The sequence below is a fragment of the Peteryoungia wuzhouensis genome (assembly GCF_003205195.1).
Classification (GTDB): Bacteria; Pseudomonadota; Alphaproteobacteria; order Rhizobiales; family Rhizobiaceae; genus Allorhizobium; species Allorhizobium wuzhouense.
Genome location: NZ_QJRY01000005.1, coordinates 76,719 through 94,706 on the forward strand (window position 1 = coordinate 76,719; position 17,988 = coordinate 94,706).

Here is a 17,988-nt window from a genome sequence, read left to right on the forward strand (position 1 = left end):
ATGACCAGTGTCGTTCTCAAGGACATCCGCAAGAGCTTCGGCAGCTTCGAGGTCATCAAGGGCATCGATCTGACGGTGGAGACGGGCGAGTTCTGCGTCTTCGTCGGCCCTTCCGGCTGCGGCAAGTCCACCCTGCTCCGGATGATTTCGGGGCTGGAAACGTCGAGTTCGGGCCAGATCGTGATCGACGGCGAGGACGTGACCCATGCCGAGCCGTCAAAACGTGGCGTCGCCATGGTCTTCCAGTCCTATGCGCTTTATCCGCATCTGACGGTGCGGGAGAATATCGGCTTCGGCCTGTCGCTCGCAGGTCGTCCGAAGAGCGAGATCGCCGAGAAGGTCGAAAAGACTGCGGAAAGCCTGCAGCTCACCCATCTCCTCGACCGCAAGCCGAAGGCTCTGTCAGGCGGGCAGCGCCAGCGCGTCGCGATCGGGCGTGCGATCATCCGCAATCCCAAGGTTTTCCTCTTCGACGAACCACTTTCCAACTTGGACGCGGCCCTGCGTTCGCAAATGCGCATGGAACTGACCGACCTTCACGCCAAACTTGGCGCGACCATGATCTACGTCACCCACGACCAGGTCGAGGCGATGACCATGGCCGACAAGATCGTCGTCCTGAATGCTGGACGCATCGAACAGGTCGGCCCGCCGATGGACCTCTACAACAACCCTGTCAGCCCCTTCGTCGCTGGCTTTATCGGATCGCCGAAAATGAACCTCTACGATGGCGAGGTCGCCGCCGCAGAAGGTTGCACCACCTACGGCATTCGCCCCGAGCATCTTGCGTTGTCAAAGAGCGAGGGCAAATGGCAGGGCCAGGTCCGCCATATCGAGCGGCTGGGCGCAGACACTGTCGTCTACCTCGATCACCCCACGCTGAAGCAGATCGTCGCCCGCGTGCCGGGTGATTTCGAGATCGTGTCGGGAGGGGTTGTTCACGCGTCGCCGATGAGCGGCAAGGAACACCGTTTCTTTTAGTTCTGAAGACCCAAGTTGGCCGCTATAATCGCCAACTGATCCCATGGCCTTGCCCTCGAAAGTGATCCTTATTGAACTATGGCTTGTTAGCCGATGATGGCGGCCTGAAGGGCGATCACATCGCCGCCTGCAGGAACCGGAGACGGATAATGCCTGGTTGCGGCGTATCGTTTCGGATCTCGCTTTGGACACGATGCTCCTGGTCCGCAGACGCCACGGGATACGTTTGAGCGTCAAGGCGATAGGCTGGTGGGTGACAAAGCAGACAAAAGCGTCACAAGCGCCCTCTAAGAGCGGCGAAGGATCAAAGCCCACCAGCACAGGCGTGTAGTCGAGCGGGAGGCCATTGATTTGCAAAGGGGCGTAAATGAACGCTTTTGCGCTGCCCCCGAAGCCACTCCTCTTCCCGATGATGTCACTCGCCTTTTCGATCTGCTTCTCGGGAAGAGAAAGGATGCCGGAGCGGCTTTCAAGATCGGTACCCTGCGACGCGGCGTCTACGATAGTCAGAAGTCGATCAACGCCTAAGTCCGACTGCGCATCAGCTACAAGGGGTGGGGTTGCCGCGATGCTAGGCCCGCCGGACGCCGGATATCGGGATCAAGACCGGCCTCCTTGTGGTGACCTTCTAAGCCCCGTGTCTGACCGCGCTTTCATGGATTATGTCATGAGGACCTGAGTATGTCCGAGTGAGGCAAGGCCGGGGTTATCGGCCAACATCGATCCACGCAGCCCAAGATCGCCCTGACCGCAGATGATGAAGCGGCTGCCCGTCACGGCTTTCGCTCCTCCATCTGATGCTGTGGTCGCATCGCAACACCCCGCTAACGCCCCGAATACGGTAAACCTAAGACCGCTGAGGGAACTCAAGACTGGGCAAAACCGTGGCGGACCAAGCGCTCGTGAGTGTGCACCAGTCCAAAGGTCCAGAACATGAACTGGTCGCACTTGTAAAAGCGGTCAACCATGAGAATAGGTCAGCGGGATTCGACTTCGCCACGCTTCAGCATATTCAATGAGATATGGAATAGATTGCTCAATTCGACGCATTGAATGTTCAGGCCGCATCCCTGCGAGAATCGCAGCACCAAGAGCGGTGCCGGTTTGGGATGCGGAGGCCAGGACGGTCCGCTTGGTCAGGCTGCGGATACCGGCGAGGAAGATCTGGTTCGTTGCGAATGGGCCTTCGACGATGATCTCTCCCTTGGAATCGATCATCTCTAGGCAGGTCGCGGTCATCAAGGCTTGGTAGAGGCTGGCTGCAGCGCGACACCCCGCGGCGTCGTCCGGCTCCGCGATCCATTTTCCCTGAGCCATCGGGAAGGGACCAGACCCTTTCACTGCGCTGGGCAAAAGCATCTTCTGGTACGCTATGACCGCGTCCAGCGCGGCCCATTCGGCCTCCGGGCTTGTCGGAGGGAGATGGCTGGTGGTCAGCTCCCACTCGCGGCCGCCCATATAGCGGGCAGAAGGCACAGGCGTGCCGAAGGCATCGACATTGACGAGCGTGTCGCGGGCTGGATCGAGTTTGGAGGGTTGTCCGCCTGGCGCAAAACAGATGACCCAGGTGCCGGTCGACACGACGGTGCAAGGCTCTTTGCGATCGACGAGATGGGGTAGAAGCGAGGCATTGGAATCGTGGATGCCACAATAGACCGGGACAGGTTTCGACAATCCGATCTGGCGGGCGACATCCGCGCGAATCTCGCCGAGGACGTCGAAGGCTGAGCGGACCAGCGCCATTTTTTCCGAGAGGCCCAGCTTTTCGACCAGAGGTGAAAATCCGTCGGAGAAAGGCAGCCAGAGATCGGTATGGCAACCGAGCGATGTCTTTTCGTTTGCCGCGACCCCCGTGAGGCGCAGGGCCCAGTATTGCGGATAGGTGATGATTGTCCTGACTCGAGAGAAGCCTGCGGGGAAGCAGGTACGCTGATAGTGCAATTGGGCGCCGAGATTGAGCCCGCCGGTAAGCCTTGGCGAGAAAGTGTCAGAAAAGTCGGGGTGCAAAGCATCGTAGGTGCTGATCACCTCTGCCGGATACAGATGCTCATAGTCCAGCACCGGCATGGCCAGCGCTCCCGTCTCGTCGAGGAGGGCAGCACTTGCCCCGTGGGTCGTGATCGACAAGGCGTCGAAGCCCGGCTGTCGCGCATAATCCGACAGCGACTGCAGGATGAACGACCAGAGCCGGTCGGTGTCGAAATGTGGATAGGGTGAGCCGGAGACAACTGCGTTTGCGGTCTTGCGAACGGCGATTTCGGTACCAGTTGCGGTGTCGACAACGACCACCTTGGCATTCGTCTTGCCGATGTCGATCACGGCGATGCGTTCGAAGGACTGGCTCATGGCATATGAAAGACGGGTTTCAGATCGACTGACCAGGGTGAATTGTCGGGGTTGGTTGCCATGATGTCGGCCATATGTGCCCACCAGCGCTTCATCACCGGATGGGACGGAAGGTCGGCCATCTTGTGCGTCTTCGTGCGCGTGAGAACGCCGATCAAAAGGTTCGTCTCGGGATCAAGATGGATCGTGTAGTCGCTGATGCCGGCATCATGCAGCAGGTCAACGAGGTCAGGCCAGATCTCGCCATGGCGCTTTTTGTATTCGGCCTCCATGCCGGGATTGAGCTTCATCTTGAAGACGTGGCGTTCGGTCTCGCTCATTGCGCGTTCCTCGCATGCTTGATCCGGCGGGCGACGATCGGCAGGGCAATGGTGATGATCAGGAGAAGGCCGATGAAGATCGACATGACGATGCCCGGCACGTTGAGAAGGCCAAGGCCGAAGGTGACGAGGCCCATGACGAAAGCGGCGATGACGACGCCGACGATGGTGCCCGAACCGCCGAGGATGGAAACGCCGCCAAGTACGACCATGGTGACGACTTCAAGCTCCCAGCCTTGAGCGATCGAGGGACGGGTCGAGCCGAGGCGCGAGGTGAGGCAGACGGCGGCGATACCGCTCATCAGGCCGGTCAGAACGAAAAGGATGAACTTCACTCGCTCGACCGGAATACCGGAGAAACGTGCGGCATGCGGATTGTTGCCGATGACGTAGACATGGCGTCCGAAATTCGTCCGATGCAGCAGGATGGCGAAGAGGCACGCCATGACCAGGAAGAGGACGAATTCGAAGGAGAAGACCCACACGACATATCCCTGACCGAAATAGGCAAAATCGGCGGGATATTTGCCAAAGGCCTGGTCGCCGAGCGTGATGTAGGAGATGCCGCGGAAGAGGCTCATGGTGCCGATGGTCACGACGATCGAGGGGAGCTTCAGGCCGGCAACCAGCAGGCCGTTGAAGGCGCCGCAGGCAAGGCCGGTGGTGATCCCGATCGCGACCAGACCCGGCGCGCCGACGCCGAGCTGTGCGGCGTAACCCATCGCCGTCGATGCGAGCGCGATGATCGCGGCAACCGAGAGGTCGATCTCTCCGGCGATGATCAGAAGCGCCATGGCAAAGGCGATCAGCGCCTTTTCCGTGAAGTTGAAGGTGGCGTCCGACAGGTTCCAGGCATTCAGGAAGTAGGGCGAGGCAAACGAATTGGCGATGAAGATCAGCACCGCCACGCAGAAGAGCAGAACCTCCCAGCTGCCAAGCAGTCGGCGGAAGGGCGTTTCGAGACGGTCGGGGATGACGCGCTTTGTCTGTTCGGCTGCAGTGCTCATGCGGTCGCCTCCTTTCCCGCTGCCCGGTCGCGCAGGATGATGCGGCCCTTCTTGGCCTCGGCGCGGGCGTTGAAGACGACGGCGAGCACGATGACGATGCCCGAGATCGCCATCTGGGCGAAGGGCGAAATGCCGATGACGGGCAGCGCATTCTTGATGACCCCGAGGAAGAGCGCACCCAAGACCGTGCCGATCACGGTGCCGATGCCACCTGCAATCGAGATGCCGCCGATGACGCAGGCTGCCACGCTGTCGAGTTCGAAGCCGGCGGCGATGTCGACATAGGCGACGGCGTAACGCGACACCCAGAGGTAACCGGAGAGGCCGGCCAGCGCGCCCGAAAGCACGAAGGCCAGGAAGCGGGCGCGACCGACATCAATGCCGGCATAGATGGCAGCGACCGGGTTGCCGCCTGCGGCATAGGTCGAGCGACCGAAGGCGGTTCGGGCAAGAATGAAGCCGATGAGCAGGATGACCGCGATCGCGACCCAGGAGAGGATTGGCAGCCCCAGCACCGGCAGGCGCGGCACGCCGAGAAAGTCCGGCTGCATCTGGTGTGCATTGACCCAGGCGCCGCCGGAGAGCACGAAGCTCATGCCGCGATAGATGGTGAGCGTGCCGAGCGTCACGACGATCGGCGGGATTTGCAGCGCCCAGACGAGGAAGCCGTTGATGGCGCCCAGCGCTGCACCAATGCCGATCGCGAGGAGCACGAGGAGTGCCAGCGGCAGGCCCGGAAAGGCGCTGTCGAGCATCGCGACGGCCATACCGGTAAAGGCAAGATTGGCGGCAACCGACAGGTCAATCGACTTGGTGAGGATCACGACCATCTGGCCAAGCGCCAGGATGATCAGGATTGAGGTGTCGTTGAAGATCGTGACCAGATTGTCCGGGTTGGCAAAATTGGGCGCGCGGGTGGTGAAGCCGAGGATCATGCCGATGATGATCAGAGCCAGCAGCATTTCCCGGTTTTTCAGAAGGTTTTGCATTGTCGTTCCTCACGCATTGCCGGTGGCGGCGCGCACCAGCGTCTCTGCGGTCAGGCCTTCGCGCTCGAAGATACCGGCCTGCAGGCCCTCGCGCATGACCATGACGCGATCCGACATACCGAGGATTTCGGGCAGTTCGGACGAGATCATGATGATCGAAAGGCCTTCGCTTGCGAGTTCCGAGATGAAGGCATGGACGGCGGCCTTGGAGCCGATGTCGATGCCCTTGGTCGGTTCGTCGAGAATGATGACCTTGGGCGAGGTGGCGAGCCACTTGCCGATCACGACCTTCTGCTGGTTGCCGCCCGAGAGCGTGCCGACCGGCACCGAAAGAGCCGCCGCGCGCAGATCGAGCCGTTCGGCAAAGCGGCGCGCAAGCTTCAATTCATTTGTCGCCTTCAGGAAGCCTGCAACTGAGGTGCGGATCAGCGAGGGCAGCGACATGTTCTGGTAGATCGGCAGTTCCAGCGCCAGGCCGTGGCGACCACGTTCCTCGGGCACATAGACGATGCCGGCTGTGATCGCATCGGAGGTGTTGCGAATGGCGATCTCGCGACCTTCGAGTTCCAACCTGCCGGATTTCGGCCTGTTAATGCCGAAGATCGACTGGCAGAGTTCCGAGCGGCCGGCACCGATCAGGCCGTAGACGCCGAGGATCTCGCCCTTGCGCAAGGTGAAGCTGATATCTCGGAATTCGGTTTCGTGGCTGTAGCTGACGACACTGAGGACAGGCGCGCCGATCACGGCCTCGATCTTCGGGAAGACGTCGTGGACGTCGCGACCGACCATCTGCCGCACGATCTCGTCCTGGGGCGTGTCCTTTAGAACGCCGGAGCCGACCATGCGGCCATCGCGGAAAACGGCGTAGTTGTCGGCGATCTCGTAGAGTTCGTCGAACTTGTGGCTGATAAAGAGGATCGCCTTGCCCTGGCGTTTCAGGCCCTCGACGATGCGGAAGAGATCGTCGATTTCCTTGCGCGACAAGGCTGCCGTCGGTTCGTCCATGATGACGATGCGGGCATCAACGGAGAGTGCGCGGGCGATCGCGACCAGATGGCGCTGGGCGATCGAGAAGTCCTTGAGCTTCGTGGTCGGGTCGATGTCGCTTTCCAGCGCTTTCATCAGCTGCCGGGATCGCTCGTTGATGGTACGCCAGTCAATGAGGCCGAAGCGCGTGCGCGGCGCATGGCCGAGGAAGATGTTTTCGCCGACGGTGAGCTCGTCGAACAGCACCGTTTCCTGATGGATGGCGGTGACGCCGGCGTCGATGGCGTCCTGGGCATTGGCGAAGGTGGTAGGCTTGCCGTCGATCAGGATTTCGCCTTCGTTCGGGCGATAGATGCCCGTCAGGATCTTGACGAGCGTCGATTTACCTGCGCCGTTCTCGCCGATCAGCGCGGTCACCTTGCCCGGATAGAGGGCGATATCGACCCGATCCAGGGCTTTAACGCCCGGGAAGATCTGGGAAATGCCCCGCATTTCGAGGATGGGCTCGCCAGCGGGGATCGCGCCCGCCGCGAGCTTGGCAGATTGAACGGTCATCATCTTACTTACCGACTGAAGGGGAATCCCGGCGGCAAGGGCCGCCGGGTCTGGTCTGCCATGATCAGAAGATCTTGGCGAATTCCTCGACGTTCGAGGCATTGTAGACGAAGGGATCTGCCATCGCGGCTTCGCCGTTGTCGCCAACCTTGATCTTGCCCATGCGGCCGGCTTCGATTTCCGAACCCGGAGCCGCATCGGTTTCGCCCTTGACGATACGATAAGCGATCTGGGTTGCGGAGTAGCCGAGGTCGATCGGGTTCCAGATGGCGAATTCCTTCGTCGCGCCGGACTTGATCGCGCCCGCCATTTCGGACGGCAGACCGAGGCCGGTGACATAGACGTCGCCGATCTTGCCGGCATCCTTCACGGCCTGAGACGCTGCGAGAACGCCGACGGTCGTCGGAGCGACGATGACCTTGACGTTTGGCTGCGAGGTCAAAAGACCATTGGCTTCGCGATAGCTCTTGTCGGCCAGGTCGTCACCGTAGACGGTGGTCGCGAGATTGAGGCCAGGGAAGTCCTTCAGCTGTGCCTTCATTTCCTCGATCCAGATGTTCTGGTTGGTCGAGGTGGTGGTGGCGGACAGGATCGCGAAGTCACCCTTGCCATCAGGCAGGTGGTTGGCGGCGAGCTGCAGGCACATCTTGCCGATCAGCGCGTTGGACGACGGGTTGAGGTGCATGATGCGGCCTTCAGGCGCTACGCCCGAATCCCAGGAGATGACCTTGATGCCGCGGTCCATGGCCTTCTTGAGGGCCGGGACAACTGCATCCGGATCGTTTGCCGAAATCGCGATGGCGTCAACGCCCTGGGCGATCAGCGAGTTGATGACTTCGATCTGGCCTTCGGCCGTGGTCGAGGTCGGGCCGGTGTAGATCACTTCCACACCGCCGAGTTCCTTGGCTGCTTCCTGCGCGCCCTTGTTGGCAGCTTCAAAGAAGCCGATGCCGAGCGACTTGACCACGAGCGCGATCTTCATGTCGGCGGCCTGTGCGGCCGAGCCCATGGTTGCGAGTGCAATCGCTGCACCGGCCAGCAACATTTTTGTCAGTTTCATATTTTCCTCCCAGGTTGATGAACTGCTTTACTCTCCCTCCCGGCGCCACCCTAGGCGACCGACGAGGTATCCTCCCTTGCCGAAGAAGCCATCGGCTTCACGGTCATGAGTCTTACGCCGGCGTCGGTGACCATCGTGGCCGCCTCGTCGGAAATTCCGTCATCGGTGATGATCGTCGAGACCTTGTCGAGCGAACACAGGATCAGGCTCGAACGCTTGGCGAACTTGCTGGAATCTACCATCACGATTAGCTCTTCGGCCTGGCGTACCAGCTTCTGTTCGCTCTGGATGACGAGTGCGTCGGACTCCATCACGCCGAGTGCGTTGATGCCCTGCGCGCCGATAAAAATGCGGCGGGCGTAGAAATTGCGGATCGCGTCATTGTCGAAAGGCGACAGGATCAGGCTCTGGTCGCGATAGATAGCGCCGCCCGGAACCGAAACCGTGCATTTCGAGTGCTTCACCAGGTGTTCGGCAATGGCGAAGGAATTGGTCATCACCTGCAGGCGGCGGGCCGACATGAAATGCACCATCTGGAAGGTGGTGGTGCCGCCATTGATGATGATTGAATCACCTTCTTCGCAGAGATCGACCGCTGCGCGCGCAATTGCGCGTTTCTTGTCGATGTTGACCGATTCGGAGACGCGGAAAGGGCGGGCGGCGAGATTGCCGAGCTGCGGTGGATGGACAGCCTCGGCGCCACCGCGGACGCGCCTCAGCTTTCCCTGCACGTGAAGAGACGCGATGTCCCTGCGGATCGTGGCTTCTGAAGCCTCGGTCAGCTCGGCAATATCCTGCACCGTGATCACAGGCTTTTCCTGGATCGCGCTCAGAATAATGCGATGGCGTTCGCGTTCGTGCATGGGGTCCTCCCGACGGTGATTTATTCGTAATGTTTTTACGCTGTCAATCAGAAGCGATCAAAAATAATTATATTGCATCGCACAATGAAAAGAAATGATCGAAACTGATTGACAATCGCGGGATGGCTGCGCGATACCTGCGAACAAGAATGAGATGAGCCGTCGCTGACCGCTCATGAAAATCAATGCAGGGAGGATGTCATGACGGGCCAAACCCGCCTTCTCGAAAACCGTTGGGATGATGCCTACGCGGCCAAGCTGGATGAGCCCGGCAAGCTTCTTTACCGTTCCAATCTCCTGGGTGCCGACAAGCGCATCACCAATTACGGCGGCGGCAACACCTCTGCCAAGGTGATGGAAATCGATCCGCTGACGGGACAGGCGGTCAAAGTTCTCTGGGTCAAGGGCTCAGGCGGCGACGTCGGAACGATCAAGCTCGATGGCTTTGCGACGCTCTATCAGGAGAAGCTTGAGGCGCTGAAGGGCATCTATCAGGGCGTCCACGACGAAGACCGTATGGTCGGCTTCCTGCCGCACTGCACCTTCAACCTCAATCCGCGTGCTGCTTCCATCGATACGCCGCTGCATGGTTTCGTATCCTTCGCGCATGTCGATCACATGCATCCGGATGCGATCATCGCGATTGCGGCCTCGAAGAATTCGAAGGAATTGACGCAGAAGATCTTCGGCTCGGAGATCGGCTGGCTGCCCTGGCGGCGTCCGGGCTTCCAGCTCGGCCTCGACCTCGAAGCCTTCGTAAAGGCCAATCCCAACGCCAAGGGCGTGGTTCTCGAAAGCCATGGCCTGTTCACCTGGGCAGATGATGCCAAGGACTGCTACTTGTTGACGCTCGAGATCATCAACAAGGCGATCGCGTGGTTTGCGAAGGAGACGGAAGGCAAGACGATCTTCGGCGGTGCCGTCGCAAAGAGCCTGCCGGCAGACGAGCGTCGCGCGATCGTTGCAAGACTGATGCCAGAGATTCGCGGTCGCATCGGCAAGGCAGAGCGCAAGCTCGGCCATTTCGACGATCAGGATGCCGTGCTCGAATTCGTCAATTCGAAGAACCTGCAGCCGCTCGGCAGCCTCGGCACGTCCTGCCCCGACCATTTCCTGCGTACCAAGATCCGGCCGCTGATCGTCGATTTCGATCCGGCAAAGCCGGATGTCGATGCGGTTCTTGCCGGCCTCGACAAGGCGCTCGAAGCCTATCGCGCCGACTACACGCGCTACTACGAGACCTGCAAACACGACAATTCGCCTGCGATCCGCGATCCGAACCCCGTGATCTTCCTGGTTCCCGGCGTTGGCATGCTGTCATTTGCCAAGGACAAGGCGACGGCCCGCATTGCCGGTGAATTCTACGTCAATGCGATCAACGTCATGCGCGGCGCCTCGACGGTTTCCGAATATCAGGGTCTGCCGGAGCAGGAAGCTTTCGACATCGAATACTGGCTGCTCGAAGAGGCCAAGTTGCAGCGCATGCCGAAGCCGAAGAGCCTTGCCGGCCGGGTTGCCTTCGTGACCGGCGGCGCAGGCGGTATTGGTCGGGCAACGGCAGACCGTCTGATGGCGGAAGGTGCCTGCGTGGTGCTGGCCGATATCGACGCGGCGGCACTGGAGCAGACCGTCGCCGACTTCTCGAAGAGACATGGCGCGGATGTGGTCCGCTCCGTCCAGCTCGACGTGACGCGCGAGGATGCGGTTATCCGCTCCTTCGCCGAAGCCTGCGTGGAATTCGGTGGCGTCGATATCCTCGTGTCGAATGCCGGGATTGCCTCTTCGGCTCCGGTCGAAGACACGACGCTTGCCATGTGGGACAAGAATATCAGCATTCTGGCCACCGGCTATTTCCTAGTTTCCCGTGAGGCTTTCCGCTTGTTCCGTCGCCAGAAGCTTGGCGGCAACGTCGTCTTCGTTGCCTCGAAGAACGGTCTTGCCTCGTCGCCGAATGCGTCTGCCTATTGCACGGCCAAGGCTGCCGAGATCCATCTCGCCCGCTGCCTGGCGCTCGAGGGCGCCGATGCCGGCATCCGGGTGAACACGGTCAATCCGGATGCAGTTCTGCGCGGCTCGAAGATCTGGAACGGCGAGTGGCGCGAACAGCGTGCGGCCTCCTCGAAGATCGAAGTCACTGATCTCGAGGAGCACTACCGTAACCGCTCGATGCTGAAGCTGAATGTTTTCCCGGAAGACATCGCGGAAGCCATCTACTTCCTGGCGTCCGATCTTTCGGCCAAGTCGACCGGCAACATCATCAATGTCGATGCCGGCAACGCGCAGAGTTTCACCCGCTGACCTCCCAAGAGCCTCGCGGCGGTTTCGCCGCGAGGCTGTCAGCCGCTCTGCCGGGCGATTGGGTGAAATGGGGTGTGGAGGAGAGGGGCGTTGCGCCTCTCGCATGATGTCCCCTGAAATGCGACAGATGCGCTGAAGCAAGGTTCTTCATGCGCGAAGGAGGATCAAATGAACGAGACCCGGATCGCCGCAGATGTCATCGCGGCAGAAAACGAGCGTCGTCAGAGCGCCCATCAGAGCGACTATGAGGCGCTGGGCGCCAAGCTTTCCCGCCAGTCGATCGACATCGAGGCCGTGACGGCCAAGGTCGCGGAGTTTTCCGTTGCGGTTCCTTCCTGGGGGGTGGGCACAGGCGGCACGCGTTTTGCGCGCTTCCCCGGTCTCGGTGAGCCGCGACACATCTTCGACAAGCTCGACGACTGCGGCGTGATCCAGCAGCTGACGCGTGCCACGCCGACGGTCTCGCTGCATATCCCGTGGGACAAGGCCGATCCGAAGGAGCTCAGGGCCAAGGCCGATGCGCTGGGCCTCGGCTTCGACGCGATGAACTCGAACACCTTCTCGGATGGCGCTGATCAGGCGCATTCCTACAAGTTCGGTTCGCTGAGCCATGTGGACGCAGCAACCCGTCGTCAGGCCGTCGAGCACAATATCGAATGCATCGAACTTGGTGCCGCACTCGGCTCCAAGGCGCTGACGGTGTGGATCGGTGACGGTTCGAACTTCCCGGGGCAGAGCAACTTCACCCGCCAGTTCGAGCGTTATCTCGAAGCGATGCGCGACATCTACAAGGCGCTGCCGGATGACTGGCGGCTGTTCTCCGAACACAAGATGTATGAGCCGGCTTTCTATTCGACGGTCGTGCAGGACTGGGGCACAAACTATCTGATCGCCCAGACGCTTGGTGATAAGGCCTTCTGCCTCGTCGACCTCGGGCATCATGCGCCGAATACGAATATCGAAATGATCGTCGCGCGCCTGATCCAGTTCGGCAAGCTCGGCGGCTTCCACTTCAACGACTCGAAATATGGGGATGACGATCTGGATGCCGGTTCGGTCGAACCCTACCGCCTCTTCCTCGTCTTCAACGAGTTGGTTGATGCCGAGCATCGTGGCGTGAAGGGCTTCCACCCGGCGCATATGATCGACCAGAGTCACAACGTGACGGACCCGATCGAGAGCCTGATTGCAAGCGCCAACGAGATCCGCCGTGCCTATGCGCAGGCGCTTCTGGTGGATCGCGCAGCGCTCGAAGGTTACCAGTCCGGGAATGACGCGCTGATGGCGACAGATACGCTGAAGCGCGCCTATCGCACCGACGTCGAGCCGATCCTGGCGGAGGCCCGTCGTCGGGCTGGTGGTGCGATCAACCCGGTTGCCACCTATCGCGCCAGCGGCTATCGCGCGAGGGTCGCCGCAGAACGCCCCGCCGTAAAGGGCGGTTCCGGCGGCATCGTTTGAGGTTGTTGGGCCATTAGGTCTCTCTCAGCGTGAGATCCATAATTCTGCATACGCCGCACGGAGCAGCTAAATAATTGACGAAGCTAAATCTTCTGGACGCGCCGCAGGTCAGCTCCAGCTAAGGCGTTCGGTACTTTGCCATCATTCCTTCAGGTCTTATACAGCGCCGAGAGGTCACGGCGTCCGTCCACCACTCGGACGATCTCGACGGTATCAATAGGGCCGTCATCGGTGTCAGGCCTTATCTCGTAGAGGATCACATATGGCGCTTCGACCAACATTCGAGCCGTTCGGAATACTTCCGGGTGACGCTCGCCTAAGCGCGGGTGCTCGATCAGCAATTCTACCTTACGGCGAATATTGGCGAAGTACCGATCCGAGCTGCGCGGCTGCTCTTCCCGCATTTTGATATAGATGCTCTTAACGTCGACGCGCGCCTTTGGGGTCCAAAAGAGCTTAGCGGGCATGGGGAGCTGCAGACACTATTTCCTGGCGTGCTTCATCCAACACCGCATCAAAATCCACCTCGACCGCAGGGCCGCTACCCTTGCCTTCTTCCCACATCGCACGCAACTTGCCGATATCTTCGCGCTTTTGCATCCATTTGGTCGACCAGTCGCGCATGGCTTCGCGAACAACTTCGCTTCCGCTGGCATAAGCGCCACTGTTCACAGCGTCACGCAATAACTCGGCGTGTTGGGGTGTCATTGAAACGCTGACCTTTTCAACATTTGGCATAGGCGACCTCCGAAGGCATTTGGTAGCAATTTTTACCACCAAAGGCCCAAAGTGACAATATGGTTGATGGGCGGAGATGGCTTGACGGGGATTAAAGTTACATGCCGCGGGTTCGATTCCCTTCAAGGCGGAGACAACAGGCAGTGTCGTAGACGGGCGTTGATACTTTGCGCATCTGCCTCCAATCGGCTGAGCGACGCATCCGCCACTCTACGCTGCCTCCCATACCTGGTTGAGGATCCGCGCCGCCAATGCTGCTTTGTCCTGCGGCAGAAAGCGCCCATAGTGCTGCTGCACGACGTCAGGCGTGTCCTGGATGGCATAGCTTGCCTGCTCATAGGATCCTGTCTGCTTTAGGATAAGTACGTCATAGCTGGCCACCGAGCGAGGCACACGCTGGCCCTCAATCCACGACAGCAAGGTCTTCGCATCAAAGGTTTCGTCTATGCGAACGACAGCCCGGTGGAGTTGCCAGTAACTCTCGCCAAAGCGGCGCATTTGATAGGCGAGTGCATCGGCGAATGAACTTGGGTCTTCGTTCGCCTCGAACAATGGTTCTGGTTTTTCAGAAGCTGGTCTCGGCTTAGGGCCGGGGCGGCCAGGTGAGGGCGAGCTCTCGACCTCTTCGACTTCGTGATGCTGGCTTGTCGGGGAGGGGGAAAACTGTCCCGTGGCACCGGATTTCGGCGCAGCTTGCAGTCTTCTGCCTTTCGGAGCGTCGTCTTCTACAGGCGGCTCCTTCAGCCAGCGCATGATCGCATCCAGGGCTGGTCGCAGTTGCTTCTTCAGCGTTGTCTTCAGGGCTTCATCGATTCCGCAATCATGTGCAATGTGCCGCCAGTCGTAGCGATTGTTCGCGAGAGCGGGTGTCTTTCGACAAGTGATCAAACCGATAAGGTACGGCCTTATGTTCTCTACGACCCAATCCGGCGCCACGGGTGCAATACGGACATCGCAGTAGGTCAAAGTCTTCTTCTGAAAATGGTGTTTGGAAAGATCTTCGTTTGGCATGTGTCATTCCGCAGTTTCTCGGTGCCTCAGGCCGAGGGCGTGCGGAATTAGGGGCAGACAGTTAAAAGTCCGTAAAGCTGGCGAGGGCGACACGGTAACCCACGGAAGTCGTGGGGCGCTCTCGGCAGTTCAAGGATCCTGCTCACTTCAATCCGGCTATGTTCCGGCGAAGCACCCCTGAAAACTTCTTCAGTCCGCCTTGATGAAGCGCGTCGATGAACGCCTCAACGGACGGGGTTGTCTTGCGCAGATTATGCCTTGTACTCCTGACACTGGAGATTAATGCATCAGGAAGCGCCGCATGGAGATCGATGAGGAAATCATCTGGCGACTTACTGGTCACACCATGGGCGAGAAGGTTTCTCGCGGGAAAGTCCTTCAGGTTCCAGGTGACGATAACGGAGGCCTTCGCTGAAATGGCGGCTGCCAGAACATGCCGATCGTCGGGATCCGGTAACGTGAGCTCGTGCATCAACGGGCGATAGTCCGCCACGACTGCTCTGGGAGGACGGCGTTCATCCGGTCGCGCGTGGCTTCGAGACGGTCGATGGAGAAACCTGGTGTGTTAGCGGCGAGATTGCGCATCCACTCATAATGTATATCGTCGGTCCAGCGAGCCTCGACGAGACCGTCGAAGGCGCACTGGATCAGAATGTTGCGCAGGTGGAAGGGGTAGAGGACGCAGGCATCGTAGACCGCGACGGGCGGATTAGAGGCCATAGGTCTCGATCAGGTCCTCTGTGTCCTCGGCTAGCCCTTCGATCGCCGTCTGTCGTTTGTCGAGCTTCGACTTCAACGCGAGCACATCCTTAAGGAGGGCGCGGCGGTGTTTGCCGACGTAGCGGAATGGCAGATCGCCCCGGTCCATGCGCAAGACGACGAGCGGACGGGAGATGCCGAGAATGGCTGAAATTTCGCTCGGGCTCAGTTCCTGGTCCTCGGCCAGCACGGCAACGCGCTCTCCGCGCAGCATGTGCGCCAGAAGAGCTTCAACAGCCGCGGCGGCCGAGGGCGGGATGGGGAGGGTCCGCTCCTTGCCACCTGCATCACGAACGTGGAGTTCCAGCCTGTCGCCGGCAACCAGCTTTGGAAAGGGCGTTGCTATTTTTCGGTCGCGATCTGACAGTCTGGCGAAATGAACAATCTGGCTGGCCATTACTCTATCTCCTTGATTGCCAATATAGCGAAGAAGGCATCTAACTGCAATAACTGAAAGCCCAGGTTGGTTGCAATGGTGGTGATGAGGGCGAGAAATCTGGCGTGAAAATTGCTTGATGACGTACAGATGTAAGTGGGAGACTGCATTGTCCGTACACACGACCACTCATGCAGTTGAAAGGAAGCCACGGCGCGTGTTGGACGCAGCAGTGGCTCCAGAGAGATGTCTGCGAACCACGCGGCACTCGTTGTCCGTGGCAGCCGTGGCGTGAGCATGTCAAAACCTTCGACTGATCTGACGATCCTTGTCATTGACGAAAATGCCATTCGGGCCTCGATCATCGAAGAGGGGTTGAACGAAGCCGGGCATCTGAATGTCCGGGTGATCCATGAGATGCAGGGTGTCGCGCGGCTGATCGAGACGATGGATCCTGATGTCATCATCATCGACATAGAGAACCCCAATCGTGACATGATGGAGCATATGTTCCAGCTCACCCGGATGATTTCGCGGCCGATTGCCATGTTTGTCGATCGCTCGGATACTGCCGCCATTGAGGCTGCCGTCGATGCCGGCGTATCGGCCTATGTGGTCGATGGGCTGAAGAAAGAGCGTATCAAGCCGATCCTCGACATGGCGGTGAGCCGCTTCAATGCCTTCAGCCGCCTTCAACGCGAACTGGTCGAGGCGCGCAATGCGCTCGAGGAGCGCAAGGTCATCGAGCGCGCCAAGGGCATCCTGATGAAAATGCGGGGCTTGAGCGAGGAGCAGGCGTTCGCTCTGCTTCGACAGACCGCCATGAACGAGAAGAAGAAGCTGGCCGATATCGCGCAGAGTGTCGTGACGGCTGCAGGACTGTTGCTGTGAGCGCGGCATGGATCGGAGAATGCTGGTGAGCGATATGGTTTCAACCCAATCCGGCGATACTGTCATCCATGCGCCCGTGACTGTGCGTGACAAGGAGCAGAGGACGCTCAGGGCGGGCTACATCCCGCTGATGGATGCCTCGATCCTGATCGTCGCAGCAGAACTCGGCTTTGCGGCAAAGGAGGGCTTGCACCTCGAGCTTGTCCGGGACGTTACCTGGGCGAATGTCCGCGATCGGCTTGCCTTCCGCCAGTTCGACATCGCCCACATGCTCTCGCCGATGCCCGTCGCATCAATGCTCGGGCTTGGCTCCAATCCCTCGCCGACGATCGCGCCCTTTTCCCTCGGTCGCGGCGGAAATGCCATAACCTTGTCCGCCCGAATCTTCGAACGGATGAAGTCTTTGACGGGGCTGGCAGATGATGCCGATGCCTTGGCTAATGCCAGGGCGCTGGCGGCCTTGCTCGCCGACATGCGAACGCGGGGCGAACCGGTGCCCACACTCGGGATGACCTATCCCTTCTCCTCGCATAATTACGAGTTCCGCTACTGGCTGGCGGCGGGCGGCATCGATCCGGACCGGGACGTGAAGCTGGTGGTGGTTCCGCCACCGCTGACTTCGGATGCGCTCGCGGCCGGCGCGATCGATGGCTTCTGCGTCGGGGCGCCCTGGAACATGATTGCGTCGGAACGGGGCACGGGGCGCATCGTGGCTGCCAAGCAGGATATCTGGCCTCTGGCACCTGAAAAGGTGCTCGGCATGCGCCCCGACTGGGCCGATGCCAATGCCGACACGGTCTCCCGTCTGATCGTCGCGCTCGATCGGGCGGCGCGCTGGTGCGATGACCCTGCTCACCATAACGAGCTTGCCGAGATCCTGAGCGCGCCGGAATACATCGCAGCGCCCACGGGCATCATTCGCCGCGTCTTGAATGGCGAGTTCAGTCTTGATGCGCAGGGGACAAAACGGGTCGTCCCGGATTATTTCCTCTTCCATCGCGGGGCCGCCAATCATCCGCGGCCAGATCAGGCAAGCTGGATCTACAGCCAGATGCTTCGCTGGGGTCAGGCAGACTTCAGTGATGAAGGCATGATGCATGCGCGGAGCGCTTTCCGGCCTGACCTCTACATCACAGCGTTGGGGCAGGATGCCGCCCTACCGGATGCGGCGAGCGAAAAGGCGTCCGGTGGCTATGATGGCTTCATGGATGGCACGCGCTTTGATCCGGATGAAGTCCAAGCTTACGTCGAGCGATTTCCGGTCCGATCAAGCTTGTCGTCTAGCCCGAGGACGGTCGATAGCTGATGCGCTGCGGTGCACAAACCTGAGGCATTTGCACGAAAAG

18 protein-coding genes and 1 pseudogene are annotated in these 17,988 nt (G+C 59.9%); 5 read left to right on the forward strand and 14 right to left on the reverse strand.

What is annotated here, in order from left to right; all coding sequences use genetic code 11:
* Positions 1 to 981, forward strand: coding sequence for an ABC transporter ATP-binding protein (locus tag DMY87_RS14305; RefSeq protein WP_110792316.1), 981 nt, complete (start codon positions 1 to 3; stop codon positions 979 to 981).
* A gap of 231 nt (positions 982 to 1,212) precedes the next feature.
* Here the strand turns inward: DMY87_RS14305 and DMY87_RS24640 are convergent.
* The 8 genes and pseudogenes from DMY87_RS24640 to DMY87_RS14345 form a co-directional block, all read right to left on the reverse strand.
* Positions 1,213 to 1,551 (reverse strand): annotated as a pseudogene (locus DMY87_RS24640) (ABC transporter substrate-binding protein); the annotation flags it as partial.
* A 390-nt stretch (positions 1,552 to 1,941) separates the two neighbouring features.
* Complete coding sequence (locus tag DMY87_RS14315) at positions 1,942 to 3,327, reverse strand: FGGY-family carbohydrate kinase (protein ID WP_110792318.1); 1,386 nt, start codon at positions 3,325 to 3,327, stop codon at positions 1,942 to 1,944.
* Positions 3,324 to 3,647: an L-rhamnose mutarotase gene (gene rhaM / locus DMY87_RS14320; protein ID WP_110792319.1), complete on the reverse strand. Its 324-nt coding sequence runs from the start codon at positions 3,645 to 3,647 to the stop codon at positions 3,324 to 3,326. The genes DMY87_RS14315 and rhaM overlap by 4 nt, the downstream gene beginning before the upstream one ends.
* Entirely contained in the window at positions 3,644 to 4,654 is a 1,011-nt protein-coding gene (locus tag DMY87_RS14325) for an ABC transporter permease (RefSeq protein WP_110792320.1), read from the reverse strand. The genes rhaM and DMY87_RS14325 overlap by 4 nt, the downstream gene beginning before the upstream one ends.
* The gene (locus DMY87_RS14330) at positions 4,651 to 5,643 is read right to left on the reverse strand and encodes an ABC transporter permease (RefSeq protein ID WP_110792321.1); all 993 of its coding nucleotides are present in this window, start codon (positions 5,641 to 5,643) and stop codon (positions 4,651 to 4,653) included. Before DMY87_RS14330 ends, DMY87_RS14325 begins: the two co-directional genes overlap by 4 nt.
* 9 nt (positions 5,644 to 5,652) lie before the next feature.
* Positions 5,653 to 7,188 carry a sugar ABC transporter ATP-binding protein gene (locus tag DMY87_RS14335; RefSeq protein ID WP_110792322.1) on the reverse strand — a complete coding sequence of 512 codons (1,536 nt, stop codon included), beginning with the start codon at positions 7,186 to 7,188 and terminating at the stop codon, positions 5,653 to 5,655.
* Between the two features lie 61 nt (positions 7,189 to 7,249).
* Positions 7,250 to 8,245, reverse strand: a complete 996-nt coding sequence (rhaS, locus tag DMY87_RS14340; RefSeq protein ID WP_110792323.1) for a rhamnose ABC transporter substrate-binding protein — start codon at positions 8,243 to 8,245, stop codon at positions 7,250 to 7,252.
* A 50-nt stretch (positions 8,246 to 8,295) separates the two neighbouring features.
* Positions 8,296 to 9,108, reverse strand: a complete 813-nt coding sequence (locus tag DMY87_RS14345; protein ID WP_110792324.1) for a DeoR/GlpR family DNA-binding transcription regulator — start codon at positions 9,106 to 9,108, stop codon at positions 8,296 to 8,298.
* A 201-nt stretch (positions 9,109 to 9,309) separates the two neighbouring features.
* Here DMY87_RS14345 and DMY87_RS14350 point away from each other — a divergent pair, with 201 nt between their 5' ends.
* Positions 9,310 to 11,406, forward strand: a complete 2,097-nt coding sequence (locus DMY87_RS14350; RefSeq protein ID WP_110792325.1) for a bifunctional rhamnulose-1-phosphate aldolase/short-chain dehydrogenase — start codon at positions 9,310 to 9,312, stop codon at positions 11,404 to 11,406.
* A gap of 168 nt (positions 11,407 to 11,574) precedes the next feature.
* Positions 11,575 to 12,867: an L-rhamnose catabolism isomerase gene (gene rhaI / locus DMY87_RS14355; RefSeq protein ID WP_110792326.1), complete on the forward strand. Its 1,293-nt coding sequence runs from the start codon at positions 11,575 to 11,577 to the stop codon at positions 12,865 to 12,867.
* 149 nt (positions 12,868 to 13,016) lie between these two features.
* On the opposite strand, the gene DMY87_RS14360 is transcribed toward rhaI, so the two are convergent.
* From DMY87_RS14360 to DMY87_RS14380, 6 genes are all read right to left on the reverse strand, one after another.
* Positions 13,017 to 13,334, reverse strand: a complete 318-nt coding sequence (locus DMY87_RS14360) for a type II toxin-antitoxin system RelE/ParE family toxin (RefSeq protein WP_110792327.1) — start codon at positions 13,332 to 13,334, stop codon at positions 13,017 to 13,019.
* A complete protein-coding gene (locus DMY87_RS14365; protein WP_110792328.1) occupies positions 13,324 to 13,605 on the reverse strand; it encodes a ribbon-helix-helix domain-containing protein in 282 nt (93 codons plus the stop codon). Before DMY87_RS14365 ends, DMY87_RS14360 begins: the two co-directional genes overlap by 11 nt.
* Positions 13,606 to 13,815: 210 nt before the next feature.
* The gene (locus DMY87_RS24340; protein ID WP_205908169.1) at positions 13,816 to 14,616 is read right to left on the reverse strand and encodes a hypothetical protein; all 801 of its coding nucleotides are present in this window, start codon (positions 14,614 to 14,616) and stop codon (positions 13,816 to 13,818) included.
* Between the two features lie 142 nt (positions 14,617 to 14,758).
* Positions 14,759 to 15,109 (reverse strand): PIN domain-containing protein, encoded by a 351-nt coding sequence (locus DMY87_RS24395; RefSeq protein WP_245408922.1) that lies wholly within the window; start codon positions 15,107 to 15,109, stop codon positions 14,759 to 14,761.
* Positions 15,088 to 15,336, reverse strand: coding sequence for a hypothetical protein (locus DMY87_RS24400; protein ID WP_245408923.1), 249 nt, complete (start codon positions 15,334 to 15,336; stop codon positions 15,088 to 15,090). Before DMY87_RS24400 ends, DMY87_RS24395 begins: the two co-directional genes overlap by 22 nt.
* Positions 15,326 to 15,772 carry a MerR family transcriptional regulator gene (locus DMY87_RS14380; protein ID WP_110792329.1) on the reverse strand — a complete coding sequence of 149 codons (447 nt, stop codon included), beginning with the start codon at positions 15,770 to 15,772 and terminating at the stop codon, positions 15,326 to 15,328. Before DMY87_RS14380 ends, DMY87_RS24400 begins: the two co-directional genes overlap by 11 nt.
* A 276-nt stretch (positions 15,773 to 16,048) precedes the next feature.
* Between DMY87_RS14380 and DMY87_RS14385 the strand changes: the two genes are divergently transcribed.
* Both DMY87_RS14385 and DMY87_RS14390 read left to right on the forward strand, forming a co-directional pair.
* Positions 16,049 to 16,642, forward strand: coding sequence for an ANTAR domain-containing response regulator (locus tag DMY87_RS14385; protein WP_110792591.1), 594 nt, complete (start codon positions 16,049 to 16,051; stop codon positions 16,640 to 16,642).
* A gap of 34 nt (positions 16,643 to 16,676) precedes the next feature.
* A complete protein-coding gene (locus tag DMY87_RS14390) occupies positions 16,677 to 17,948 on the forward strand; it encodes a CmpA/NrtA family ABC transporter substrate-binding protein (protein ID WP_110792592.1) in 1,272 nt (423 codons plus the stop codon).
* The last annotated feature ends 40 nt before the right edge of the window (positions 17,949 to 17,988 follow it).

Excerpts from the sequence above, each read along its gene's own strand:
- DMY87_RS14380 (WP_110792329.1), bottom strand. The coding sequence starts at position 15,772 with ATGGCCAGCCAGATTGTTCATTTCGCCAGACTGTCAGATCGCGACCGA.
- DMY87_RS14315 (WP_110792318.1), bottom strand. The coding sequence starts at position 3,327 with ATGAGCCAGTCCTTCGAACGCATCGCCGTGATCGACATCGGCAAGACG.
- DMY87_RS14390 (WP_110792592.1), top strand. The coding sequence starts at position 16,677 with ATGGTTTCAACCCAATCCGGCGATACTGTCATCCATGCGCCCGTGACT.
- DMY87_RS14350 (WP_110792325.1), top strand. The coding sequence starts at position 9,310 with ATGACGGGCCAAACCCGCCTTCTCGAAAACCGTTGGGATGATGCCTAC.
- DMY87_RS24400 (WP_245408923.1), bottom strand. The coding sequence starts at position 15,336 with ATGGCCTCTAATCCGCCCGTCGCGGTCTACGATGCCTGCGTCCTCTAC.
- DMY87_RS24340 (WP_205908169.1), bottom strand. The coding sequence starts at position 14,616 with ATGCCAAACGAAGATCTTTCCAAACACCATTTTCAGAAGAAGACTTTG.
- DMY87_RS14330 (WP_110792321.1), bottom strand. The coding sequence starts at position 5,643 with ATGCAAAACCTTCTGAAAAACCGGGAAATGCTGCTGGCTCTGATCATC.
- DMY87_RS14365 (WP_110792328.1), bottom strand. The coding sequence starts at position 13,605 with ATGCCAAATGTTGAAAAGGTCAGCGTTTCAATGACACCCCAACACGCC.
- DMY87_RS14335 (WP_110792322.1), bottom strand. The coding sequence starts at position 7,188 with ATGATGACCGTTCAATCTGCCAAGCTCGCGGCGGGCGCGATCCCCGCT.
- rhaI (WP_110792326.1), top strand. The coding sequence starts at position 11,575 with ATGAACGAGACCCGGATCGCCGCAGATGTCATCGCGGCAGAAAACGAG.
- DMY87_RS14345 (WP_110792324.1), bottom strand. The coding sequence starts at position 9,108 with ATGCACGAACGCGAACGCCATCGCATTATTCTGAGCGCGATCCAGGAA.
- rhaS (WP_110792323.1), bottom strand. The coding sequence starts at position 8,245 with ATGAAACTGACAAAAATGTTGCTGGCCGGTGCAGCGATTGCACTCGCA.
- DMY87_RS14305 (WP_110792316.1), top strand. The coding sequence starts at position 1 with ATGACCAGTGTCGTTCTCAAGGACATCCGCAAGAGCTTCGGCAGCTTC.
- DMY87_RS14325 (WP_110792320.1), bottom strand. The coding sequence starts at position 4,654 with ATGAGCACTGCAGCCGAACAGACAAAGCGCGTCATCCCCGACCGTCTC.
- DMY87_RS14385 (WP_110792591.1), top strand. The coding sequence starts at position 16,049 with ATGTCAAAACCTTCGACTGATCTGACGATCCTTGTCATTGACGAAAAT.
- DMY87_RS14360 (WP_110792327.1), bottom strand. The coding sequence starts at position 13,334 with ATGCCCGCTAAGCTCTTTTGGACCCCAAAGGCGCGCGTCGACGTTAAG.
- rhaM (WP_110792319.1), bottom strand. The coding sequence starts at position 3,647 with ATGAGCGAGACCGAACGCCACGTCTTCAAGATGAAGCTCAATCCCGGC.